Annotated in this window: 21 protein-coding genes; 12 read left to right on the plus strand and 9 right to left on the minus strand. The window is 63.6% G+C overall.

Annotated features, from left to right (window positions below; genetic code table 11):
* Window positions 1-8: 8 nt before the first annotated feature.
* Window positions 9-383 (minus strand): YccF domain-containing protein, encoded by a 375-nt coding sequence (locus ACY9XZ_RS06200; RefSeq protein WP_463456184.1) that lies wholly within the window; start codon window positions 381-383, stop codon window positions 9-11.
* 143 nt (window positions 384-526) lie between these two features.
* On the opposite strand from ACY9XZ_RS06200, the gene ACY9XZ_RS06205 reads away from it, so the two are divergent.
* Window positions 527-2,863 carry a methyl-accepting chemotaxis protein gene (locus tag ACY9XZ_RS06205; RefSeq protein WP_463456185.1) on the plus strand — a complete coding sequence of 779 codons (2,337 nt, stop codon included), beginning with the start codon at window positions 527-529 and terminating at the stop codon, window positions 2,861-2,863.
* A 261-nt stretch (window positions 2,864-3,124) separates the two neighbouring features.
* On the opposite strand, the gene ACY9XZ_RS06210 is transcribed toward ACY9XZ_RS06205, so the two are convergent.
* Both ACY9XZ_RS06210 and ACY9XZ_RS06215 read right to left on the minus strand, forming a co-directional pair.
* Window positions 3,125-4,216 carry an aminopeptidase gene (locus tag ACY9XZ_RS06210; RefSeq protein ID WP_463456186.1) on the minus strand — a complete coding sequence of 364 codons (1,092 nt, stop codon included), beginning with the start codon at window positions 4,214-4,216 and terminating at the stop codon, window positions 3,125-3,127.
* Window positions 4,217-4,259: 43 nt separating this feature from the next.
* Window positions 4,260-4,385: a DUF7859 family protein gene (locus ACY9XZ_RS06215; protein WP_463456187.1), complete on the minus strand. Its 126-nt coding sequence runs from the start codon at window positions 4,383-4,385 to the stop codon at window positions 4,260-4,262.
* A 159-nt stretch (window positions 4,386-4,544) separates the two neighbouring features.
* Here ACY9XZ_RS06215 and ACY9XZ_RS06220 point away from each other — a divergent pair, with 159 nt between their 5' ends.
* Window positions 4,545-5,228, plus strand: coding sequence for an ArsR/SmtB family transcription factor (locus ACY9XZ_RS06220; protein ID WP_463456188.1), 684 nt, complete (start codon window positions 4,545-4,547; stop codon window positions 5,226-5,228).
* Between the two features lie 63 nt (window positions 5,229-5,291).
* Here ACY9XZ_RS06220 and ACY9XZ_RS06225 read toward each other — a convergent pair whose 3' ends face one another.
* A complete protein-coding gene (locus tag ACY9XZ_RS06225; RefSeq protein WP_463456189.1) occupies window positions 5,292-5,801 on the minus strand; it encodes a metallophosphoesterase in 510 nt (169 codons plus the stop codon).
* 66 nt (window positions 5,802-5,867) lie between these two features.
* On the opposite strand from ACY9XZ_RS06225, the gene ACY9XZ_RS06230 reads away from it, so the two are divergent.
* Window positions 5,868-6,839, plus strand: a complete 972-nt coding sequence (locus ACY9XZ_RS06230) for a cation diffusion facilitator family transporter (protein WP_463456190.1) — start codon at window positions 5,868-5,870, stop codon at window positions 6,837-6,839.
* On the opposite strand, the gene ACY9XZ_RS06235 is transcribed toward ACY9XZ_RS06230, so the two are convergent.
* Window positions 6,818-7,567 carry a hypothetical protein gene (locus tag ACY9XZ_RS06235; RefSeq protein WP_463456191.1) on the minus strand — a complete coding sequence of 250 codons (750 nt, stop codon included), beginning with the start codon at window positions 7,565-7,567 and terminating at the stop codon, window positions 6,818-6,820. The two genes, ACY9XZ_RS06230 and ACY9XZ_RS06235, sit on opposite strands and share 22 nt — an antisense overlap.
* Before the next feature lie 76 nt (window positions 7,568-7,643).
* Here ACY9XZ_RS06235 and ACY9XZ_RS06240 point away from each other — a divergent pair, with 76 nt between their 5' ends.
* Both ACY9XZ_RS06240 and serB read left to right on the plus strand, forming a co-directional pair.
* Window positions 7,644-9,821: an ATP-dependent DNA helicase gene (locus tag ACY9XZ_RS06240; RefSeq protein ID WP_463456192.1), complete on the plus strand. Its 2,178-nt coding sequence runs from the start codon at window positions 7,644-7,646 to the stop codon at window positions 9,819-9,821.
* A gap of 212 nt (window positions 9,822-10,033) precedes the next feature.
* A complete protein-coding gene (gene serB, locus ACY9XZ_RS06245) occupies window positions 10,034-10,666 on the plus strand; it encodes a phosphoserine phosphatase SerB (RefSeq protein ID WP_463456193.1) in 633 nt (210 codons plus the stop codon).
* 264 nt (window positions 10,667-10,930) lie between these two features.
* Here serB and ACY9XZ_RS06250 read toward each other — a convergent pair whose 3' ends face one another.
* Together ACY9XZ_RS06250 and ACY9XZ_RS06255 are read right to left on the minus strand one after the other, a co-directional pair.
* A complete protein-coding gene (locus ACY9XZ_RS06250) occupies window positions 10,931-12,229 on the minus strand; it encodes an O-acetylhomoserine aminocarboxypropyltransferase/cysteine synthase family protein (protein WP_463456194.1) in 1,299 nt (432 codons plus the stop codon).
* Window positions 12,230-12,626: 397 nt separating this feature from the next.
* On the minus strand, window positions 12,627-14,195 hold the full coding sequence (locus tag ACY9XZ_RS06255) for a DNA-directed DNA polymerase II small subunit (protein ID WP_463456195.1): 1,569 nt from the start codon (window positions 14,193-14,195) through the stop codon (window positions 12,627-12,629).
* An 88-nt stretch (window positions 14,196-14,283) separates the two neighbouring features.
* Here ACY9XZ_RS06255 and ACY9XZ_RS06260 point away from each other — a divergent pair, with 88 nt between their 5' ends.
* Together ACY9XZ_RS06260 and ACY9XZ_RS06265 are read left to right on the plus strand one after the other, a co-directional pair.
* Window positions 14,284-14,988 carry a S24/S26 family peptidase gene (locus tag ACY9XZ_RS06260; protein WP_463456196.1) on the plus strand — a complete coding sequence of 235 codons (705 nt, stop codon included), beginning with the start codon at window positions 14,284-14,286 and terminating at the stop codon, window positions 14,986-14,988.
* A 122-nt stretch (window positions 14,989-15,110) separates the two neighbouring features.
* Window positions 15,111-15,764 (plus strand): S24/S26 family peptidase, encoded by a 654-nt coding sequence (locus ACY9XZ_RS06265; RefSeq protein ID WP_463456831.1) that lies wholly within the window; start codon window positions 15,111-15,113, stop codon window positions 15,762-15,764.
* A 72-nt stretch (window positions 15,765-15,836) separates the two neighbouring features.
* Here ACY9XZ_RS06265 and ACY9XZ_RS06270 read toward each other — a convergent pair whose 3' ends face one another.
* Window positions 15,837-17,411, minus strand: coding sequence for a Cdc6/Cdc18 family protein (locus ACY9XZ_RS06270; protein WP_463456197.1), 1,575 nt, complete (start codon window positions 17,409-17,411; stop codon window positions 15,837-15,839).
* Between the two features lie 926 nt (window positions 17,412-18,337).
* Between ACY9XZ_RS06270 and ACY9XZ_RS06275 the strand changes: the two genes are divergently transcribed.
* The 4 genes from ACY9XZ_RS06275 (at window position 18,338) to ACY9XZ_RS06290 (ending at window position 20,302) form a co-directional block, all read left to right on the plus strand.
* Complete coding sequence (locus ACY9XZ_RS06275; protein ID WP_004590329.1) at window positions 18,338-18,979, plus strand: Era-like GTP-binding protein; 642 nt, start codon at window positions 18,338-18,340, stop codon at window positions 18,977-18,979.
* 4 nt (window positions 18,980-18,983) lie between these two features.
* Window positions 18,984-19,367 carry a DUF2073 domain-containing protein gene (locus ACY9XZ_RS06280; RefSeq protein ID WP_004517591.1) on the plus strand — a complete coding sequence of 128 codons (384 nt, stop codon included), beginning with the start codon at window positions 18,984-18,986 and terminating at the stop codon, window positions 19,365-19,367.
* Complete coding sequence (locus ACY9XZ_RS06285; protein ID WP_463456198.1) at window positions 19,367-20,053, plus strand: Zn-ribbon domain-containing protein; 687 nt, start codon at window positions 19,367-19,369, stop codon at window positions 20,051-20,053. Before ACY9XZ_RS06280 ends, ACY9XZ_RS06285 begins: the two co-directional genes overlap by 1 nt.
* A 123-nt stretch (window positions 20,054-20,176) precedes the next feature.
* Window positions 20,177-20,302: a hypothetical protein gene (locus ACY9XZ_RS06290; protein ID WP_463456199.1), complete on the plus strand. Its 126-nt coding sequence runs from the start codon at window positions 20,177-20,179 to the stop codon at window positions 20,300-20,302.
* Window positions 20,303-20,418: 116 nt separating this feature from the next.
* On the opposite strand, the gene mdh is transcribed toward ACY9XZ_RS06290, so the two are convergent.
* On the minus strand, window positions 20,419-21,333 hold the full coding sequence (mdh, locus tag ACY9XZ_RS06295) for a malate dehydrogenase (RefSeq protein ID WP_463456200.1): 915 nt from the start codon (window positions 21,331-21,333) through the stop codon (window positions 20,419-20,421).
* Between the two features lie 128 nt (window positions 21,334-21,461).
* On the opposite strand from mdh, the gene ACY9XZ_RS06300 reads away from it, so the two are divergent.
* Window positions 21,462-22,283, plus strand: coding sequence for an Sjogren's syndrome/scleroderma autoantigen 1 family protein (locus tag ACY9XZ_RS06300; protein ID WP_463456201.1), 822 nt, complete (start codon window positions 21,462-21,464; stop codon window positions 22,281-22,283).

Here is a 22,283-nt window from a genome sequence, read left to right on the forward strand (position 1 = left end):
ATCGTCCGTCAGTACTGGTACAGCGAAACGACGAACGGGAGCTTGTTGTACATCCAGATCGCCAGCGGGAGACCGACGATTGTCACGGACAGCGCGTACGCAACGCCGGTCCAGACGCCGCTGGCCCACCAGCCGACGAAGACGAACCACACCGCGCGGACGAGCAGCGAGTGTTGCGATCCCCCGTTGTTCCCTGTGACGAGCCGGTCCCGCCGCTTGAGCGTCAGGACCAGCGGCACCTTGTTAATCATCTTGATACCTAACGGGATGCCGATGATGGTGACGTTCAGGAACCACGCGACCGAGAGCCAGATGCCGGTCGCCCACCAGCCGACGAAGACGAACCACACCGCACGGACGAGCAGGGACCGTTGATCGCTCATAGCTGATCTACCTCACCTGACGGCATAAGTCCTGCCTGTGCTGACGACAGGACGGCCTGCCGTTAGAACGGCTATAGTGAATATAGAGCGGTATGTACAGGAAATATCAGGGTAAAAATACAGCGGTGGCCACAGTCCGGACGATGGACTGGTCGCATCGGGTTCGTGGGGTGACGAACAGTTACGGTCGTAAGTTCGCCGCGCTCCTCATGCTTGTCATGGTAGTGAGCGGTGGGGTCGGCTACTCGATACACGCGACTGTCGACACACAGATAACCGAAGAGACCCAGCGGCATCTGACGGCGACCGCCACGAGCGACGCCGACCGACTCCACAGCTGGCTCGCGTTGACAAACCAGCAACTGGGTTCGGTAACAAAGACCTCGGCCGTCCGGAGCGGCGACGCCTACGCGGCGGGGGACTTGCTGGTTCGGATTGCGAACCGAGACGCGATAACGGGGACGTATCTCGCCAACGCAACCGCGGGGACAGCCGCCGTCAGCACTGGCGACCGGAAGGCCGTAGACGGCGACAAGTTACGACCGAACGTCGCCACGAAGCTGCACCGAACAGTCCACGGCACGGCCGGACGCGCTGTGTACTCAGAGCCGTTTCGACTGGAAGACGGGACGCCCGTGATGCTCGTGGCGGTCGGAACACCGACCAACGACGGGCGGGCCGTCTTCAGCGTTGTCGACCTGCGCGACCTCTCAGAGCAGGTGGCAAGGTCAGACCGAGCGGCCGCAGATAGCGCGACCGTCGCGGTCATCAACGAGAGCGGGACAGTCGTGCTCGCGAGCGATCCCGACAGAATACTCACGTCGAACCCGAGCGCAGAGCACATCGGGAACAGTACCGGGTTCGTCGAACAAACGAACGACGGTCTCGCAGTGGCCTACGCGGCCGTCCCGGACACGCGCTGGGTCGTAACCAACAGTGAACCGACCGCAGAGGCCTACGCGCTCCGGGACACGGTTTCCGAACAGATACTCCAGTTGCTCGGGGTGTTGCTCGTGGGCCTCGCCGCCATCGGCGTGACGATCGGTCGGAACACCGTCCGCTCCGTCAACAGCCTCGTGTCGAAGGCAGAACGGCTCCGGGATGGGGACCTCGAAGCGAGTATCGAAAGTTCGCGAAACGACGAGATCGGCCGCCTGTTCAACGCCTTCGATGAGATGCGCCGGTCGCTCCGGGACCAGATTGCCGACGCTGAACGGGCCAGAGAGAACGCAGAGGCCGCGAGGAGCGAAGCGGAATCGGCCAAGCGGGAGGCCGAAACCGCCCGCGAGGACGCACTGGAACTAAGCGAGCAACTCCAGGCTCGGGCTACAGCCTACAGCGAGGTCATGAACGCCTGTGCCGACGGTGACCTGACGGCGCGGATGGCGACAGACGCGGAGAACGAGTCGATGGCCCACATCGCGACGGCGTACAACGCGATGCTCGACGAGTGGGAGGACACCATCCGCGAGGTCCGGACGTTCAGTGAGTCGGTCCAGGCCGCCAGCGGGACCGTCTCCGAGAACGTCACCGCGGTCCACGACCGCAGCGCCGGCGTGAAAGCGTCGGCGACGGAGATGGCCGACGGCGCAGCAGCCCAGTCGGCGAAGCTCGAGACCGTCTTAGGGGAGTTAGAAGACCTCTCCGCCACCGTCGAGGAGGTTTCGACCGCCGCCGATACCGTCAGAGACCGCGCCGACGAGGCGCTCGACCGGTCTCGGGACGGCCGGACAGCAGCCCAGCGCGCGGCGACGGCCCTCGACGAAATCGAGACCTCGACCGGACAGACCGTCACGCAGGTCGAAGCGCTCGACGGGCTGATGAGCGAGGTCGAGGCCGTGACAGACCTCATCACGGACATCGCGGACCAGACGACGATGCTCGCACTGAACGCCAACATCGAGGCCGCCCGCGCCGGCAGCGGTGGCGAGGGCGACGGGTTCGCCGTCGTCGCCGACGAGGTGAAGATCCTCGCAGATGAGACGGTCGCGGCGACCGAAGACATCGAGACTGCCATCGGCGAGATGCGCGAACAGGTCGAACGCACCGTCGAGGAGATGCACGCAACCCAGTCGAAGGTCGCCACCGGGACCGAGACCGTCGGCGAGGCGCTGTCGGCGTTCGACGGCATTGTCGACGATATCGAGGACGCGACAACCGGGATGCGGGAGATCGATAGCGCGACCGACGAGCAGGCGGCGTCCACGCAGGAGGTTGTCTCGATGGTCGAGGAGGTCGGCGAGATCGGCGACGCGACGGCAGCCGAGGCAACCGCCGTCGCCGACGCGGCGACCGAGCAAGTCGGGGCCGTCGATAGCGTTGAAACTGCCGTTGCACAGCTCTCCGACCGCGCCGACGACCTCGGGGCAGTACTCGAAACGTTCGCTGTCGAGGAAGACGGCACAGTTCACGATGACACGGACGTGTTCGACGCGACAACCGAGGACCGCGGGGGCGCGGAGACGGCGAACGACGACTGACTTCCCGTCCCCAGCCGACCGCCCGCGCCATCCGCAGTCGGTACAGAATCCCCAGACAGAGCCGCACCGCTGTCAGTCTCAGCTCTCGAACCCGTCCTCGAAGACGAACGTCCCGTCCCGCTGGACGACCTGCACCGACCTTTTTCATCGTCGGGTCACCTTCGGCGACCACCCCTCGAAAAACGTCGATGAAAAAGCCGACCGCTCGCTCCGCTCGCGCTCGGTACAGAACCTCCAGACAGAGCCGCACCGCTAGCAACCTCAGCTCTCGAATCCGTCCTCGAAGACGAACGTCCCGTTCCGCTGGACGACTTCGCCGTCGACCTCGATAAAGGAGTCCTCGCTCATGTCGACGATCATGTCGACGTGGACTGCCGACTCGTTCTGTTCGTTGTCCGCGCCGACAGTCTCTTCGTAGGCTCTCCCTACCGCCATGTGAACGGTGTCGCCCATCTTTTCATCGAACAGCATGTTGTAGGAGAACTGGTCGATGTCGCGGTTCATCCCGATGCCGAGTTCGCCCAGCCGGTTCGCGCCGTCGTCGGTCGACAGCACCTCAGACAAGAGGTCCTCGTTCTTGCCGGCGCTGTGTTCGACGACCTCGCCGTCCTCGAACCGGAGGCTGACGTCGGTCACCTCACGGCCCTGGTGGTACAGCGGCTTGTCGAACAGGACCTCGCCCTCGACGCTGTCGGGGACCGGCGCGGTGAACACCTCGCCGCCGGGGAGGTTCTTCTCGCCGTAATCGTTAAGCGTCTCATTACCGGCGATAGACATCGTCACGTCCGTCGTGTCGCCGGAGACGATGCGGACCTCGTCGGCGGGGTCTAAGATCTCGACCATCTGTGCCTGGTGCTCGCGGACGGCGTCCCAGTCCTTGAGGACGGCGTCCCAGACGAAGTTCTCGTACCCCTCAGTGGAGGTCTGGGCGAGCTGGGCGTTGGCGGGCGCGGGGTACTGCGTGAGACACCAGGTCTTCGAGAGCCGTTCGTTCAGCAGCGGCTGCTGGGACTGCTGGTAGGCGGCCGTCGTTTCGGGATCCACGTCGCTCGTTTCGGTGACGTTGTCGCTGCCCTTGATAGCGATATACGCGTCCATCTCCTCGTACAGCGCCTCGACGTGGCTCGGCGTCTCGAACTCGTCCCGGTTGCGGAGATAGGCGCGGCGGAACCGCTCGCCGAGGCGGTCCTGCACGACCAGCGGGTTCGCGCCGCGGTCGGCGGCGAACTCGTGGAGCGCGACGACGAGGTTCTCGGCCTGCGGGTGGGCGTCGATAACGAGGTTATCGCCTTCGCTCAGGTCGATAGAGTGGTCGACGATGACCTCCGCGTGTTCGCGGATGCGTGGGTCCATACAGATAGGCACCGCCGGCGGCCCCTAACCGTTGCCCTCCCGGCTACTTCTTCTTGCTCTGCTGGAACCCTTCTTTGAATCCCTGGAACGTCCGCCGGAGCATCAGGTACATGAAGAAGAAAAACAGGAGGACGGCAGCGAGGAGTGCGTACGTGAGCGTGTCAGCCATATCGACGATTGTCCAGCCGACAAGAAAATCCTTTCGGGAGCCCCGTCCTCGGGCGCCTACCGGACGATTTTGAAGGGTAAAATACGGGTTTGACCGATAGCTACAACGAGTACTGAACTTTGGCAAAGACTCATAATCCCATAGAACATACGGACAATCATGTCGTTGCTGCCTTCTCGGGACCCGGCGACCCCGGACGCCGAACCCCGAGTCATCGGTGTCGACAGTGATGATGCGGACGACGTGCTGTCGGCACTCTCGGCAGAGACAGCGCGAAACTTACTGTCGGAACTGAACAAGGAGCCAGCGCCGCCGTCAGAGTTGGCCGACCGGGTAGATACGTCGCTGCAGAACGCGCAGTACCACCTGAAGAAACTCAAAAACGCCGGTGCGGTCGAGGTGGTCGATACGGCCTACTCCGAGAAGGGCCGTGAGATGGACGTGTTCGCACCAGCCAACCAGCCACTCGTCATCTGTGCCGGTGACGAACAGGAGACGTCGGGGTTGCGGGCGGCACTGGCAAACATTATCGGCGGTCTCGCCGTCATCGGCTTCGCGAGCCTGCTGGTCCAGCAGGTGTTCGGGAGCGGGTTCGGGTCGCTGTTTGGCGGCCCAGCAGTGTCATCCGGGAGTGCGGACACAGGCACGCGGGACCCCAGTTTCTACGCCGAGAACGCGACCGTGACCGACGGGGGCTTCGAGGCGACCGCTGGCGCGCTCGATACGGCCGCACAGGGCGGTGCCGAGGCCGCCGCCGCTGCGATCCCACCGGGGCTGGCGTTTTTCGCCGGCGGCGCGTTCGTCATCGCGGGGATGGCGGCGCTGTGGTACATGCGACAGTAGCTGCCTGGGATTACATTTGCTCCAAGATACATAGAACCGCCCAGAAACCTCTCTGCGGTACACTCACCGTTCAACGATAGTCGTCGAAATCGGCGTGCCGTCCGGAGAGCGGAGGCGGACGCGAACGTCCCCGGCCACGACGTCCAGTTCCGCGTGGGCCGGCTGATAGCGCCGCGGGTCGGCGTAACTGCCCGGGTTGACCAGCGTCCAGCCGCCGAAATCAGTCAGTGTGGGTCTGTGTGAGTGACCGACGACGACGACATCGGCGTTTTCCTGTCGGGCTAGCATCCCGAGCGCGGTTTCGGTGTGTTCGTGGCCGTGAACGACGACAATAGTGAGCCCCTCCCAGGAGACGGTCGCAACGTCGGGCAGTCGGGCACGGACCGCCGGCCGGTCGTTGTTCCCGACGACGCCGGTCAGTTCGTCGCATTCGGCGTCTATGGCATCGAGAACCTGTTCGGTCATGAAATCGCCCGCGTGGAGGACCTGATCGGCCTCACGGACGGCGTCGAGCGTTCGACCTGTCAGTCGATGGTCGTCGGTCCCGTGGGTATCGGAGATGACGGCGAGCATACCGGCGGTAGTGGAGCCAAGTATAAATCCAGAAGCATTTTGCGTCACGGTCGTGACGGAAAAATAATGGCAGGGAGCAAATCAGTCGTCATGGCCGCACTGGTCGCCAACGGCGCAATTGCGATCCTGAAGTTCTTCGGCTTCCTTCTCACCGGGAGTGCGGCGATGCTGTCGGAGACGTACCACAGCATTTCGGACACCGGAAACCAGGTCTTTCTACTCATCGGGATTCGATTCAGCGAGCGCAAGCGGGACCGTCGTCACCCGTTTGGGTACGGGAAAGCACAGTTCTTCTATAGCTTTCTCGTCTCCGTCTTCCTGTTCGGCATCGCCGGCTGGGAGAGCGCGAAACACGGCTACGACCAACTGACTTCGGGGGGCCACGGCGGCGAGCAACACGCCGGCGAGGCGGTCGAGTTCCTGTTTTTCACCTACCAGCCGCCGGCGTGGCTGGACCCGCTGTGGGTCAACTACACCGTCCTGCTCGGCGCGTTCGTCTTCGAGACGTGGGCTCTGTACAAGGCGCGAGCGGAGATGAAACGCCAGATCGACCGGAACGACTGGTCGGGCTACCGCGAGGCGTTCCGCAAGACCAGCGACGTGACGACGCTGACCGCGCTGACCGAGGACGCCATCGCGCTCGCGGGCATCGTCATCGCGCTGGTCGGCCTGTTCCTCGAACAGCAGACCGGCAACCCGTTTTTCGACCGGATCTCCGCGCTGCTTATCGGGATTATGCTGATGGGTTTCGCCCTGGCGCTGGCCTGGGAGAACAAGCGGCTGCTGCTGGGGGAGAGCCTCCCGCCGGACGAGGAACAGCGGCTTCGCGATGTCATCACGGCGAACGAGCACGTGGACGAAATCATCGGCTTCCGGACGGTGTACTTCGGCCCGAAAGAGGTCATCGTCTTCGCTGACCTGCGGTTCGACCCGACTCTCGACACGGAGTCGATGGACGACGAGATAACGGCCCTCGAATCGGCGATGCAGGACGCCAACGACGACATCAGGAAAGTCTACATCGAGCCGGAGCTGTAGGGATCGTTCTCTTCGAGCCACCACGGGATCGGGACGCGCTCGGTGTCGGTCGCGACCGTCATCGTCGTGTCGATGTCCGGCCGGTCCGGTCGTCGCTCGGTGTGTTCGACGTATCTGATTATCCCCTGTCGGTCCACGTACACGCGTGACCGCCCGATTTCGGACCTGTTCTCGGCAGTCGGTGTCACCGTGTCCGCCGTGGCCAGAACGGCGACCGGCCGCCCGTTCCACCGGAAGGCGTCGACCTGCCGGTACTGGGTATTCGACAGGAGCTGTCGAAGCAGGTCAACGCCGGCCGGCGAGGCGATCAGCGACGTATTCGGCGTCGCGGGCGTGGCCGAGTACGGCGTATCGGGATCGTCTCGGACGTTCGTGTACACTGTCTCGTTGGCGAGAACCACGTCGTCGGATATCGGGCCGAACCGCCGCCGGACACGCCGGACCTCCCGCTCCCGGTCGATCCAAACGTCGAGCGTGTTCTGTGGGCCCGCTTGTTCGACGTGACGGTGGAAACTCCGGGTCGAAAGCGCCCGCTCGTGGCGGTCGAGCAGTCGAGCCACGTCGACCGCCCCGTCGCTGGTCGGCACTGTCACCGTCACGTCCGGCGAACTAGTGGGGACTGGGGCAGGCGTCACCGAATCGCCGTCGCCCGCCGTCGGGCCGGCCGGAAGAAAGCCCGAGCACCCCGCGAGAAGCGCAACGGCGACGGTAAGCGCGACGCGCCACATATCCTACGGGAGGGGCGCTCCCGGCAAGTAGCTGTGGGGGCGAACCCTTTTGCCGGTGAACGGCCAATCGGGGCACGTGGCAACGACGGACGACGGCTACATGCGGTTTTTCCCCTTCGAGGAGCCGTACGACCATCAACAGGAGGCGATGGGTACGATATACGACGCGCTCGAGGAGGGCCGTGACGTGCTGTTCGAAGGGGCCTGCGGGACCGGCAAGACGCTCGCGTCGCTGGTCCCCGCGCTGGAACACGCCCGCGAGACGGGCAAGACCGTCGTCATCACGACGAACGTCCACCAGCAGATGCGCCAGTTCGTCGAGGACGCCAGAGCGATAACCGACCAGGAACGCCTGCGAGCGGTCGTCTTCCGCGGCAAGGGGTCGATGTGTCACATCGACGTAGACTACGAGGAGTGCCAGGCGCTTCGGGACACGACCCGTGACCTCGTCGAGGTCGAGAGCGACATCGCCGAACTCGAACAGCGCGAGGGGGAACTCCTCTCGGACGGGCAGGCCGGCAGCAGCGAGGCGATGGAGGCCCGCAACGCCGTCGTCGAGGAACTCCGGGATCTCCAGGACGAGCGCGAGGAGATCGAGACCGAGCGGTCGACGTGTGACCACTACTACCGGAACCTCACTGTCGACACCAGCGAGTTCTACGCGTGGCTGTTCGACGACGTGCGGACGCCCGACGACGTGTACGAGTACGCCCACCAGCAGGGGTTGTGTGGCTACGAACTGCTAAAGGAGGGAATGGACGGCGTCGACCTCGTGGTGTGTAACTACCACCACCTGCTGGACCCGACCATCCGCGAGCAGTTCTTCAACTGGATCGGCCGTGACCCCGAGGACATCATCGCCGTCTTCGACGAAGCCCACAACGTCGAATCGGCCGCCCGCGACCACGCCCGGCGGACACTCACCGAAAACACGCTCGACCAGGCCATAGAGGAACTCGACGGCGAGGAAGACGCCCGGACCGACGCCGCGGCTAACGTCATCGAGACGTTCCGGGACGCGCTCATCGAGGCCTACGAGGACGCCTTCGAGTTCGGCGCACGGGCGACCGTCGACGAGCACTGGGACGACATCACCATCGCCAACGACGACCGGAAAGACGATCTGACGCTTGCGTTCCTCCAGGGGTACACCGGCCCCGGCTTCCACGAGGAACTGGACCGGGCGCTGGAACTCGGTCGTGATCTGGACGCACGGTACCAGGAGGCGTTCAAGAAAGGGGAGCTGGACACCAGAAAGGAGTGCCAGACCCTGCAAGCTGCCGGCTTCATCGCCGACTGGCTCGACGAATCCGACGAGACCGGCCAGTATCCCGTGGTCAGCGTCCGCCGCGACGAGTCGACCGACGAGGTGTACGGCCGCGCGGAACTGTACACCTGCATCCCCGAAGAGGTCACCCGCGACCTGTTCGAGGACCTGCACGCGGCGGTGCTGATGAGCGCCACGCTGCGGCCCTTCGACGTGACCGAAAACGTGGTCGGCGTCGAGAATCCGGTGACGATGGCCTACGGCGCACAGTTCCCGGAGGAGCGTCGCCGAACCTACGCCGTCGACGGCCCGGCGCTGTTTTCGAGCGAGCGGGACGACCCCCAGACGCAGCAGCGTATCGCGCGCACCCTCGAAGACATCGTTCGGTTCACGCCCGGCAACACGCTCGTGTTCTGTCCCTCCTACAGTGAGGCCGAGCGCTACCACGATATGACCGCCGTGAGCGCAACCCGGTATCTGGACGAACCGGGAACCCAGGCGCGTGACCTGCGGCAGGCCTTTACCGACGGCGACGACGGCGTCCTCTACACCTCGCTGTGGGGGACGCTAGGCGAGGGGGTGAGCTACGACGGCGACGACGCCCGGACCGTCGTGGTCGTCGGCGTCCCCTACCCCCACCTCGACGACCGGATGGACGCCGTCCAGGACGCCTACGACGTGGCCTTCGGCGACGACGAGGACGACGCGGGCTGGCGCTACGCCGTCGAAATCCCAACAGTCCGCAAGACCAGGCAGGCCCTCGGCCGCGTGGTCCGCTCGCCCGAGGACTTCGGGGCGCGCATCCTGCTGGACAAGCGCTACACCGAGGCCGCCGAGATGGAGATGCACGACTACGCCGTCCGCGGGACCTTCCCGCCGGAGGAACGACGGGAGATGGTCGACATCGGCCCCGAGAAGCTCAAGTTCGCGATGCTGAACTTCTACCAGGACATGGACGCCTATGACGGGCCGCCGCCGAAGCCCTAAATCAATGACCCTGTGTTCGAACGGAGTGAGAACACACCCTTTTTTCGCCCAGGGTTTTCGAGGAGTCGTCCCGCAACGAGCGGAGCGAGTGAGGAACGGCGACGCTGAAAAAGGTGGATACCGGGGCGTACGACGGGCCGCCGCCGAAGCCATAGGGAGCGACCGACCGGAAACCGGATAGTTTGAAACCCTCCACGCGAAACGGGCGGGTAATGCTAGTCGCCTTCGACTTCGACGGGACGCTCTCCGACTCGGAGATGACGGTCCTGCTCGGGAACCAGAACGGGACGGCCGAGGACATGGCCGATATCACCGAACGCGCGATGAACGACGAGATCGAGTACGCCGAGAGCCTCCGCCAGCGGTGTGCGCTGCTGGAGGGCCTCCCCGACGAGAAAGCCCGGGCCGCCTTCGACGAGGTCGCCCTGCGGCCCGGCGCGGCCGAAGTCATCGCGGCGCTGCGGGACGCCGGCGTCTACGTCGCCATCCTCACCGGCGGGTTCGAGCGCGGGGTCGCGGCTGCACTCGAAACGGAGGGGGTCGAGGTCGACGCCATCGTCGCCAACCGTCTGTTGGTCGAGGACGGCAAACTAACTGGCGAGGTCCGTGGCCCGCTCATCTCCGGGACGAAAGACGACGCGATGGAGGTCGTGACTGCCGTTACCGGGGAAGACCGGGACACGACAGTCGCCGTCGGGGACGGCGCCAACGACCTGCCGATGCTCGAAGTCGCGAACCTCGCTATCGGCTTCGACCCGAAGCCGGCCGTCGCGCCGTCGTGTGACACGTCAGTCGAAACGATGGACGAACTGTCCGAGCTGCTGAAAGCCGAAGGAATCCTGTAGCGCAGTCGCGTTTTCGCCACGCTCCGTACCGTACACTGTGGGTCAATACCAAAAACAGGGAGTGGCACGCTCCCCACGGATGCGAGCAGTCGTTGTCGGACCAATGACAGAGTATGGTTGAGCATGAACCGACGCGTGCTCGCTACCGGCGACGGTTCATTGAATACATTGTTCTCTCCCGTAATAAACCTAGTGAATAGGTGAATTATTGCATAGCTTTGGTACGAGTGTCCAGATATATCCAGTAGAAAACCGTATCTTTAGTTATTTGGTTGCCTGGCCGATAGCCTGATCGAGGTCGGCTTTGATATCCTCGACGGACTCGGTGCCGACGGAGAGGCGGACCATGTCGTCGGTGACGCCGGCGGCGGCCTTTTCGTCGTCGGTGAGTTGCTGATGGGTGGTCGAAGCCGGGTGGATGATGAGCGTCTTCGCGTCGCCGACGTTCGCCAGCAGGGAGGCGATCTCCGTCGATTCGACGGTCGTTCGGGCGGCGTCGTATCCCGCTTCGAGGCCGAACGTTATCATGCCGCCGTAGCCGCCGTCGAGGTACTCGCTGGCGGTGTCGTGGGTCTCGTGGTCTTCGAGGCCGGGGTAGGTGACCCAGGAGACTTCGGGGTGGTCGGCGAGGAACTCGGCGACGCCCATGGCGTTGTCGCAGTGGCGGTCCATCCGGGCAGGCAGCGTTTCCAGGCCCTGCATCGTCTGCCATGCGTCGAAAGGCGACTGCTGGCAGCCCAGGTCGCGGAGCCCGCGGGCGATGGCGGCGTAGGTGAAGGCCGCGTCCTCGAATCGCTCCCGGAAGTTGACGCCATGGTACGCGGGGTTGTCGCCGGCGATTTCGGGGTACTTGTCGGCGTGCTCCTCCCACGGGAACGAGCCGCCGTCGACGAGAACGCCGCCGACGGTGGTGCCGTGGCCGTGGATCCACTTCGTCGTGGAGTTCCAGACGAGGTCGGCCCCGTGCTCGATTGGGTTACAGAGGTACGGCGTCGCGAAGGTGTTGTCGACGAAGAAGGGGACGCCGTGGTCGTGGGCGATTTCGGCGAGGCGTTCGAAATCGGGCGTCACGAGCGCCGGGTTGCCGATAGTCTCGCAGTGGACGTAGGCCGTGTTCTCGTCGATAGCGTCGGCGTAGGCGTCGTAGTCGAGCGTGTCGACGAATCGGGTCTCGACGCCGTTACGGGGCGCGGTGTGGGTGTAGTAGGTGTAGGTCCCGCCGTACAGCGACGACGCCGTGACGACGTTGTCGCCGACGTCCGCGAGCAGGAAGGTGGCGAGGTTCAGCGACGCCATTCCCGAAGCGGTGGCGACCGCGCCGACACCGCCCTCCAGCGCCGCCAGCCGCTCCTGTAGCATCCCGACGGTGGGGTTCATCAGGCGCGAGTAGATGTGGCCCGGCTTCTCCAGCGCAAACTGCTTTGCGGCGTCCTCGGCGTCCTCGAAGACGTAGGAGGTGGTCTGGTACAGCGGGGGCGCGCGGGAGCGCGTCTCGGCGTCTGGCTCTTCCTGGCCGACGTGCAAGGCGTCGGTTTCGAATCCGTGGTCTCGGTCGTCGCTCATACACTCCGCTTTCACCTGATGGGTCTTAATAACAGCCACACCGGTCAGCCCCGCCACTGCTACGAGATAGCGGTGATTCTTCGCACTAATACCGAATACATTCGTCCATGGGTAGTCAGGGGACAGGTCGATGGAATGCTGTCAGACAACGCGCAAACACGCGGACGGCCGGGAGCGAGTGGTGCGACGACTGTCGCACCCGAAGCGACCCGGGGAAGGGCAGGGTTGCATCAGTGATCTCCAGACGCAACTGACAAGCATACCGCGCGCCAGCGGCGCGCGGTTTCCCCGGTCGCTAACGCAGTGAGCGACCGGCCTTTTTTGCCCACGTTTTTGCAAGGGGGGTGCCCGCAGGCCGCTCCGCGGCCGAGGACACCCCTCGCAGCAAAAAGGTGGGTTAGGAGAACTTCCGAACCGTCATCGAAAGCGTATCCAGGTCCAGAATCGGCGCGAAGCCGGCGTCGGGGTCGATGTTGACGCTCTTCTGGAACTCGGTCTGGGCCTGCCAGCACCCGGAGTTCAACGCCACGACGTTGTGGTACTCGCCCCAGCCGAGTTTGTGGACGTGGCCGGTGTGGAACACGTCGGGGACCTCCTCCATCACGAGGTAGTCGCGGTCCTCGGGGGCCAGGCGGGTGTGGCCGCCGTACTGGGGCGCGACGTGGCGCTTTTTCAAGAGCTGGTACATCGCCTTGTGGGGTTCCTCGTAGCTCGCTTCCTCGTCGGGGAGTTCGGCGATGACCTCGTCCAGCGAGACGCCGTGGTACAGCAGCACCGTGACGCCCTCGACAGTGACCAGCGACGGATTGGAGTGGACTTGGGCGTCGTGGGCGGTCATGATGTCCCGCAGTTCCTCGTCGAACCCGGGCTGGGGCTCGGCCAGCCGAACGGCGTCGTGGTTACCCGGGATCATCCGGATCTCCATGTCGCCCGGGACCTCCTTGAGGTACTCCGAGAAGGCGCGATACTGGTCGTAGATGTCGATGATGTCCAGCTCCTCGTCCTGCTCGGGGTAGATGCCGACGCCCTCGACCATGTCGCCGGCGATGAGCAGGTACTCGACGGTTTCGGCTTCGGGCGTGTGAAGCCAGTCGGTAAAGCGGTGCCAGGCGTCCTCCATGAACTCCTGGCTGCCCACGTGAACGTCGGAGATGAGCGCCGCCTGGACGTGCCGGTCAGCGGTCGACGGGCTGTGTGTTCGGGGCACGTCCGGGAAATACAGCGAGTCCACGAACAGGATGCCGGCGTCGTCGGCCAGCGTCCCCTCGACGGCGATGACCTCGTCCATGAGCAACTGCTGGACGAGGTCGGCGATGGGGCGGTCTTTCATCACGAGGCAGGGGAAGGTCCCGTTCGTGTCTTCCAGTTCGACCAGCCAGTGCCCGCTGGCGGTCGAGCGGATATCCGAGACCATGCCGATCAGCGCGGCGTCGCTGCCGCCGCCCATGTTCTCGATGGCGTCGGTCGGGCGGTGGTTCACTCGGCCCCGGAGTTTGCCCGCCAGTTTCTCGTAGCGGTCCCGAAACACCGCGACGAAGTCCGAGTACTCGCCGGTTCCGGTGGACTGGCCGGTCATGTCGTTCGAGACCTCGATAGCTCGGAGGGATGTGTCAACGTCCCGTGACCCCTCCGTTTCAGGTGGAACGTGCGTACTCGGTTCGGTCGACGCGGCTGCGTTCGTTCCAGTTGAAACAGAGGGGTGTGATTGGCTCTGGGCGTTGGCAGTTTCGTCGCCGGGGTCGGGTTCGGTGTTCGGCGGGCTATCGCTGTTTTCTGTCGCTTCAATCACAGAATCGACGTGGTCGGTTGTCAGCTTCAGCGCCTCGTCGGGGAGGGTTTCGAGTGCGCGTTCCAGTGTCGTCGATGGGTCCGGCGTGTCGGCGATCAGGGTCACTGCCTCGCGCTCCGCGTTGTAGCCGCGGCTCGCGAGTTCGCTGACGATGCGTGCCGGCGTCTCCAGAGGCACGTTCCACACTCAGTGTCTGCGGGCAAAAGGATAGCGGACCGACAGCCGTCACAAGATTGATACGCCGTTGTCGGCAATCCGAGATAGGATGGGCCGGGACGAATCGACCAACAGCACGCCGGACGGTACAGATGCGTCTGTTGACCCAACCCCGAGGTTTCGTTTCGGCCTGTACCTCCGTGACATCGGAGCGAGCATCGGGGGGGTCCTGCTCGTCGGCGCGTTCCTGTTTGCCGTCAGTGGCGTGTGGCCACCGCTCGTCGCCATCGAAAGCGGGAGCATGGAACCGCACATCGACACCGGCGACATGGTGTTTCTCATGGACGCGGATCGCTTCCCGGGCCAGGACGCCCGCCACGGGGTCGTCACTGCGGCCGCCGGTACGGAGTCCGGGTATCGGACCTTCCAGGGACACGGGGACGTCATCGTCTTCGAACCCAACGGTAACGAGCAGCGAACGCCGGTCATCCACCGGGCGATGCTGTGGGTCGAGGAAGGCGAGAACTGGTACGACCGCGCGAACCCGGAGTACGTCGGCAGCGCGGACAGTTGCGAGGACCTCCGGCACTGCCCGGCACCGCATGCCGGGTTCATCACGAAAGGCGACAACGAGATCTCCAACAGTAGATACGATCAGGTGAGCGGAGCAAGCACCGTCGTCCGCCCGCAGTGGGTCGTCGGAACCGGCGTCTTTCGGATCCCGCGGCTCGGCTACGTCCGGGTACAGCCGTCCCAGCTATGGCGACCATCAGCGCCGATGCCGGCCGCAGGGAGTTCAGCACCGGCGGCCTGACCAAACCGGAACACAGCGTTCGGTCGGACAACAGAAAGTTGATTGGTCGCCTCCGAGTATTCGTGGTACGAATGGCCGGGCCAGACCGTCGGTCGTCGGACAGCGACACGGGACCGGGTGGTATGATGTACGTGACCGATATCGTCAGTAGCGCCGGCTCAGTCCTGCTCGTTGGGGTGTTGCTGTTCGCCGTCAGCGGGGTCTGGCCCCCGCTCGTCGCCATCGAAAGCCCGAGCATGGACCCCCATATCAAGGAAGGCGACCTGGTGTTCGTGATGGAGGAGGAGCGGTTCTCCGGCCCGGGCGACCGTTCCGGCGTCGTCACGGCCGCGAGTGACGACAGCTATCGGAAGTTCCAGCAACCGGGCGACGTTATCGTGTACGAACCCGACGGCAACAGCCGGCAAACGCCGATTATCCATCGGGCGATGCTGTGGGTCGAGGAAGGCGAGAACTGGTACGACCGCGCGAACAAGAACTACATCGGTAGTGCGGACAATTGCGAGGAACTCACCTCCTGTCCGGCCGACCACGCCGGGTTCATCACCAAGGGCGACAACAACGGCCGCTACGATCAGGTCGGCTCCACCCCCATCAGCGAACCGGTCAAAGCCAGCTGGGTCGTCGGCACCGCGGAGCTACGGGTTCCGTTCCTGGGCCAGGTTCGCCTCCAGTGGAACCAGGCCGGCGCGGCTGACACAGTAACGAACGGAACGGGACCGGCGGTAACGAACAAAACAGGACCCGCAGCCGTGGACGCGACCGCGGCCGGATAGCTCGTATCACCCCGAGAGGGGACTGTTTCACCTGGAACAGGGATACTTTCGAGCGCCGATACAGTTCACAGGTCAGTTGTCGAACCGGGCCTGGACGAACGGTTGGACGTCGTCGATATCGCCGAGCCGTGAATCCGACAGGAGTACCGCCTCCGTCTCTTCGGTCGGAACCGACAGCGAGATCTCTTTGGTCCGGCCGTAGCGACCCTTCGAGACGACGACGGCGTTGACGATGCCGAGCATGTCCAGTTCCGAGATGAGATCGGTGACGCGGCGCTGTGTCAGGATGTCGGCGTCGATCTCCTCACAGAGGTTCTTGTAGATGTTGAACACCTCACCGGTGTTGATGTTGTGGACGCCGTTTTTCTCCAGCAGAATGATGGCAAAGAGGACGATCTTCGACTGCGTGGGAAGGGTCCTGACCACCTCGACGACGCGGTCGAGTTCGATCTTCTCCTGGGCCTGCCGGACGTGGTCTTCGAGGACGTTGTCCGTCTGGTCGCGCTCGGCGAGTTCGCCGGCCGTCCGGAGCAGATCAAGCGCGCGCCGGGCGTCCCCGTGTTCCTGTGCAGCGAAAGCCGCACACAGCGGGATGACGTCCTCGGTGAGCGCGTCGCCTTTGAACGCCACGTCCGAGCGCGCCTGCAGGATGTCCCGGAGTTGGTTCGCATCGTAAGGCGGGAAGACGATCTCCTCCTCGCCGAGGCTGGACTTGACCCGGGGATCGAGGAAGTCGGTGAACTTTAGATCGTTCGAGATGCCCATGATCGAGACGCGGGAGTTCTCTAGTTCGGAGTTCATCCGGGAGAGGTTGTACAGCGTGTCGTCGCCGCTTTTCTCGACGAGTTTGTCGATCTCGTCGAGCATGATGACGACCACGCGTTCGTGGTAGTCGACGGCGTCGAAAAAGGAACTGTACACCCGGTCCGTCGGCCACCCAGTCATCGGGACCTCCTCGAACTCCGCCTTGTCCGCTTCCAGCGATTCGATTTCGGTTTCGATGTTGTCGAGCGAGTCGAAGGCCGTCTCTTCGAGTGCAGCCGTGTCCTCGCGTGCGCGTGACCGAAGATCTTCGAGTTCGGCGATGCGGTCGTCGATGAGCTGGACGTTCTTGTCGATGAACTTGTTCGCGAGCTGGGCCAGCACGCGGTACTGGGTGTCGGTCACCTCGCAGTTGATGTACTCGACCTCACAGGGGACCTCGTACTTCTGTGAGGTCGTTTCGAGTTCCTCACTTACGAACTTCGCGGACGCGGTTTTCCCCGTCCCCGTCTTCCCGTAGATGAGAATGTTCGACGGCGTGTCACCGCGCAGCGCCGTGACGAGAATCGTCGCCATGTTGTTGATCTGCTCCTCGCGGTGGGGGAGTTTGTGCGGGGTATACGAGGGGCGAAGCACCTCCTTGTTCTCGAAGATCGGCTCCCCTTCGAGGAGGTCATCGAACAGGCCGCGGGACGCTTCGTCGGAGGGATCGTCGGAGCCGGCATCGAGATTGTCGAGGATGACGTCATCGAGATCTGAGGGTCCTGTCGAGGCCTCGGCGTCCGTTTCGACGTCGATCTGCCCGTCGGACCCGTCGACGTCGTTCGACGTCTCTGTCATCGATGGATCGGATTCCGGGGGCGAGTTGTCGCCTTCGTCAGTCATAGTCGAGAGGATCCCCTTCGTTTCGTGTGGAGAGAGTTGGAGACACCGGAACAGAGGGAGCGAGGAGTGCGTCAGGACCGTCGTTAGTGAGCATCAACGCTCTCCGGTGCGTCCAGTTGAACCACATGAACCGTACCGTGAGTGGATATTAAATATTTCGGTACACCACCCATGAAAGATATATGTTGTTATACTGATGTTTCCAGACGAATGAGTGTTGTTGGCATAAGTAGGGCTTCAGTGTACGGGGACAGGCTGGACATGATGTAAAAACGGGAACGGGTGGAAACAGATGTGACGGAACAGGTTTTGTAACGGCTTTATTCGAGAAATAGAGGACCCAGAAAGGACCGGAACCGGAAGGGCGAATCCACTGAAACACGGGAACCCCCCCCCCACCCCTTCGTTTCCGGTGGAACGGGAAACAGGCCCGGGGGTGGGGGGGAGGGGATGCAGACGTTACTCTCTAGCAAGAGGAAAGATTTAATAGAGTGTCTTATAAACCAAAGCCGCACTAGATAAAACAAATAGCTAGAAGGGATCTATATTCGTTTTTCTAGTGTCTAGGCGGCTCTAGCTAGTGTAATCACGGCTCGCGGTAATCTGAACAGCTGGTCCGTTCCCGGCTCGATCGAGGATTTCCCCACCCCTCCCCACGGGGCTGGGTCGTTCCACTTGAAACGAAGGGGTGGGGGGCTAGGACCCTCATCGACGATCCGACTCAATAGATCGGGAGATCGGGTTCCACCCGACCAGCCCCTCCAACTGCACTCGTCCCAACGTTCACACGTTCGTCCACGCTATTCGATGCGCTTCCATATTATATCAATAATAATACTGATGTCTGACGTAGGCTTAAGTGAATTCGCCTATCTTTTACGGGCAGAGCCGCCATACCGGACGACTCCGGGCGGCGGGAGGATAGGATGGGATTGTTAACAAACCTCAAAGATAGCATCTCACGCGCGGCATCGACGCTGTTCTCCGAAGAGGATCCGAAACGTATCGGAATCTACGGGCCACCGAACGCCGGCAAGACGACGCTGGCGAACCGTATCGCACGGGACTGGACCGGCGACGCCGTCGGGCCGGAGAGTCACGTCCCCCACGAGACGCGTCGTGCGCGCCGAAAGGAGAACGTCGAGATCGAACGGGACGGGAAGAAAGTGACAATCGACATCGTCGACACGCCGGGCGTGACGACGAAAGTCGATTACACCGAGTTTCTCGAACACGACATGGAGAAAGACGACGCCGTCCGCCGCTCCCGCGAAGCGACGGAGGGTGTCGCCGAAGCGATGCACTGGCTCCGGGAGGACGTCGACGGCGTCATCTACGTGTTGGACTCCGCGACCGACCCGTTCACGCAGGTCAACACCATGCTCATCGGTATCATCGAGAGCCAGGACCTCCCGGTGTTGATTCTCGCCAACAAGATCGATCTGGAGGAGTCCTCCGTCCAGCGTATCCGAAACGCCTACCCCCAGCACGAGACGATCCCGCTGTCGGCGCTCGAGGGAGACAACATGGACGAGGTCTACGACAAGATCGCGGAGTACTTCGGGTGATATAATGGCAGAAGTCAAAGACCCAGACGACGGCGTCCAGATCGACCTCATCAGCGGCGAACGCATGGCCGGGCTTGCCTCGATGGAGAAGATCCGGATGATTCTCGACGGCGTTCGCGACGGCAACATCGTCATCCTCGAAGAGGGACTCTCGCCGGACGAGGAGTCCCGACTCATCGAAGTGACGATGACCGAAATCAGCCCCGACGAGTTCAACGGCATCGAGATCGAGACCTACCCCAAGTCCGAGGCCGCCGACGCCAGCATCCTCGACCGGCTGATGGGCAAGCAGTCGACCCAGAAGCTGACGGTCATCGGACCGGCGAACCAGATAGAGACGCTCCACAAGGACGAAACGCTCATCAGCGCCCTCGTCTCCCGGAAATAATGCCACACCAGTGTACGGACTGTGGCCGTGGCTTCGACGACGGGTCGAAAGAGATGCTCTCGGGCTGTCCCAACTGCGGCGGGAACAAGTTCCAGTACCAGCCCGAGGGTGCCGACATCTCCGAGACGCCGGACGCGGAGCCACCAGAACCACCGGGACCCGACAGCACTGTCGCCCGGACCGTCGGGAAGACCGCCGCATCGGTGCGTGACTTCGTCAGCGGCTCCGCCGCGGACGGGGACCACTCCGCTGAGCAGTCACGCCTCGACGCCGAGCCGTCGGCCGAGTCACAGCCAAGTGACCCATCCCACTCTCCCGACTCGCCGTCGACCGAACCAGACCGCACGTCGGCGACTGAAGATTCGGCACAGGCCAGTGCCCGCGGCGACATCGTCGAGCCAGACGAACTCCCGTCCGACGTGCCGTCGGATTCTGAATCCGAACACCAGTTCCGCCCCGTCGGTGCGGATCCTGACCCACCGTCGGAACCGGACCAGGAGGACCGCCCCGACCTGGAGGAACTGCGTGCGGAACTCAACGACCAGTTCGAGTCCATCAAGGTGCTGGAACCCGGTCAGTACGAACTGAACCTGATGGAACTGTACGACCGCGAGGAGTACATCATCGCGCTGCAGGAGGACGGGCACTACTCGATTCAGGTCCCGGAAACCATCCGGTCCGAGTGACCGGCACGGCCTTCTCACCGTCCGCTCGTCCCGAATTACGCCGTAGAACCGCTGCACACACCATTGTGTATCAACGCGGGCACAACCATTATATAATATGCCGTGGATGCTTCGGATAACGCCATGAGCCACCGAGAACGCTCGACATCGGACTCACACCTCGAAGAGTGGGCGTCACTCCTCGGTGCTGATATCGACGACGATGGGCGCGACAGCGAACTGCTTGACGACCAGGACGACCCCGCGTAACAGTCACGCCTCGTCGGGTAGCACCACTCGCAGTTACGGTCGCGTCTCTCACACTGTTTGCAACGGGAAAAAATAGCTCGGGAGAGCGACGTTCCGAAACCCGCCGGTCGCAACCGTTACGAGATCTCGTCGTACTGGTCGGAGAGCTTCTCGGCGGCGTCGGCCATCAGGTCCTGCTCGTAGTCGTCGAGGTCCCACTCGACGATCTCCTCGATGCCGTTGCTCCCCAGGCGGACCGGAACACCGAAGGCGGTGTCCTCGTGGCCGAACTCGCCCTCTAGCTTGACCGAGGCCGGCAGCACTTCGCCGGTGTCGCGGAGGATGGCTTCGACCATGTGTGCAACGCCGCGGGCCGGCCCCCACTCGGTCGCGCCCTTGCGCTCGATGACGTCCATCGCGGACTCCTGCAGGTCACCCAGCAGTTGCTCCTTCTCGTCGTCGCTGAACTCGGGGTCGGTGCCGTCGACGCGGACCTTCGAGAACACGGGGACCTGTGCGTCGCCGTGCTCGCCGAGAATCGTCCCCTCGACGTTCTGGACCGGTGCGTCGAACTCCTCGCTCAGGACGTAGCGGAACCGCGCGGAGTCCAGGCGGCCCCCGAAGCCGATGACCTGCTCGCGCGAGCGGTCGCCGGCCTCGTAGAGGTGGCGGTTGAGCAGGTCGACCGGGTTGGAGGTGGTCAGCGAGATGTAGTCGTCGTTGTGCTCGTCCAGCGAGGACTGGATGTCCTCCATGATCGGCGCGTTGTCGCCGGCGAGATCGATACGGGTCTGCCCGGGCTGGCGCGGGATCCCAGCTGTGATGACTACCACGTCCGAGCCGGCGGTGTCCTCGTAGCCGCCCTGGCGGACGCGCGTGTTCGAGTCGTAGGCGATACCGTGGTTCGTATCGGCGGCCTGCCCGACCGTGTCGTCTTCCTTGTCCGGGATGTCCACGAAAACGACTTCGTCAGCGATGTCACGGAGCGCGATGTTGTACCCTGCGGCTGCGCCGACCGTTCCGGCTGCGCCGACTACGCTTACCTTTGTCATACCATTCGCAAAAGCTCGGGCGCGAACGTTAAACGTGTCGAAACCCCGATTCCACCGGGTATCGTTCAGGCAGTATCACCTGTCGTGTACCCGTAAACTGTTTTCAGCCCCGTGGCGTTGTGACACGTATGAGCGACTTCGACAAGGAAGCCGAACGCGAGAAACTCCGCGAGAAGTTCGAGAACGAGAAGGACAACCGGGCGGCGACCGAACAGATGAGTGAACTCCTGTTGAAGGGCGCGACGATGACCAACGCCCACTGCAGCGAGTGTGGCGACCCCATCTTCCGCTACGACGGCCAGGAGTTCTGTCCCACCTGTCAGAAGCCGGTCGCTCGCGACACGCAGGAAAACGGCGCGGATGCGTCGGACGCTGACGAGGGGGGCCAGGCCGACGACGGGGACGGGATCGAAGTCGCCGATCCCAGCAACGAGGCTCGCGTGCAGTTCGGCGACGCCGACGAGGCGACGGCCGGGAGCGGGCCGGACGCGGTGGACGAACCCACCCAGCAGGAGGCGACGGCCGCCCAGGCCGAATCCGCTCCGCAGTCGTCATCCGAAACGGAATCCGCAACGACACCGGCGACGAACGATCCGGCCGCTCCACCCGAAGCGGGGGGTGCCGGGTCGACCCAGCAGTCCGACCGCTCGGAGCCAGCGCCACAGACTGCTGGAACAGCCACTTCCTCGGAACCTGACCCCCAGACCCCGAACGAACAGGCGTCTGGGACAGCGACACAGAACCCCCCTGTTTCCGCTCGACAGACAGCCCCGTCCGGCAGTAGTACCGACGACATCGCGGCAAATCTGGACGCGGCGTCGGCGCTGCTGGCCGAGACCGTCCACCGCTTCGCCGAGCGCGCCGCCGCGACCGAGAACCCACGCGAGGCTCGCGAACATCTGCAGGCAGCCCGAGAAGCGGCGGAAGCGCTGGACGCGACGCGGTTCTGA

Source organism: Haloarcula sp. HT12 (assembly GCF_055271655.1).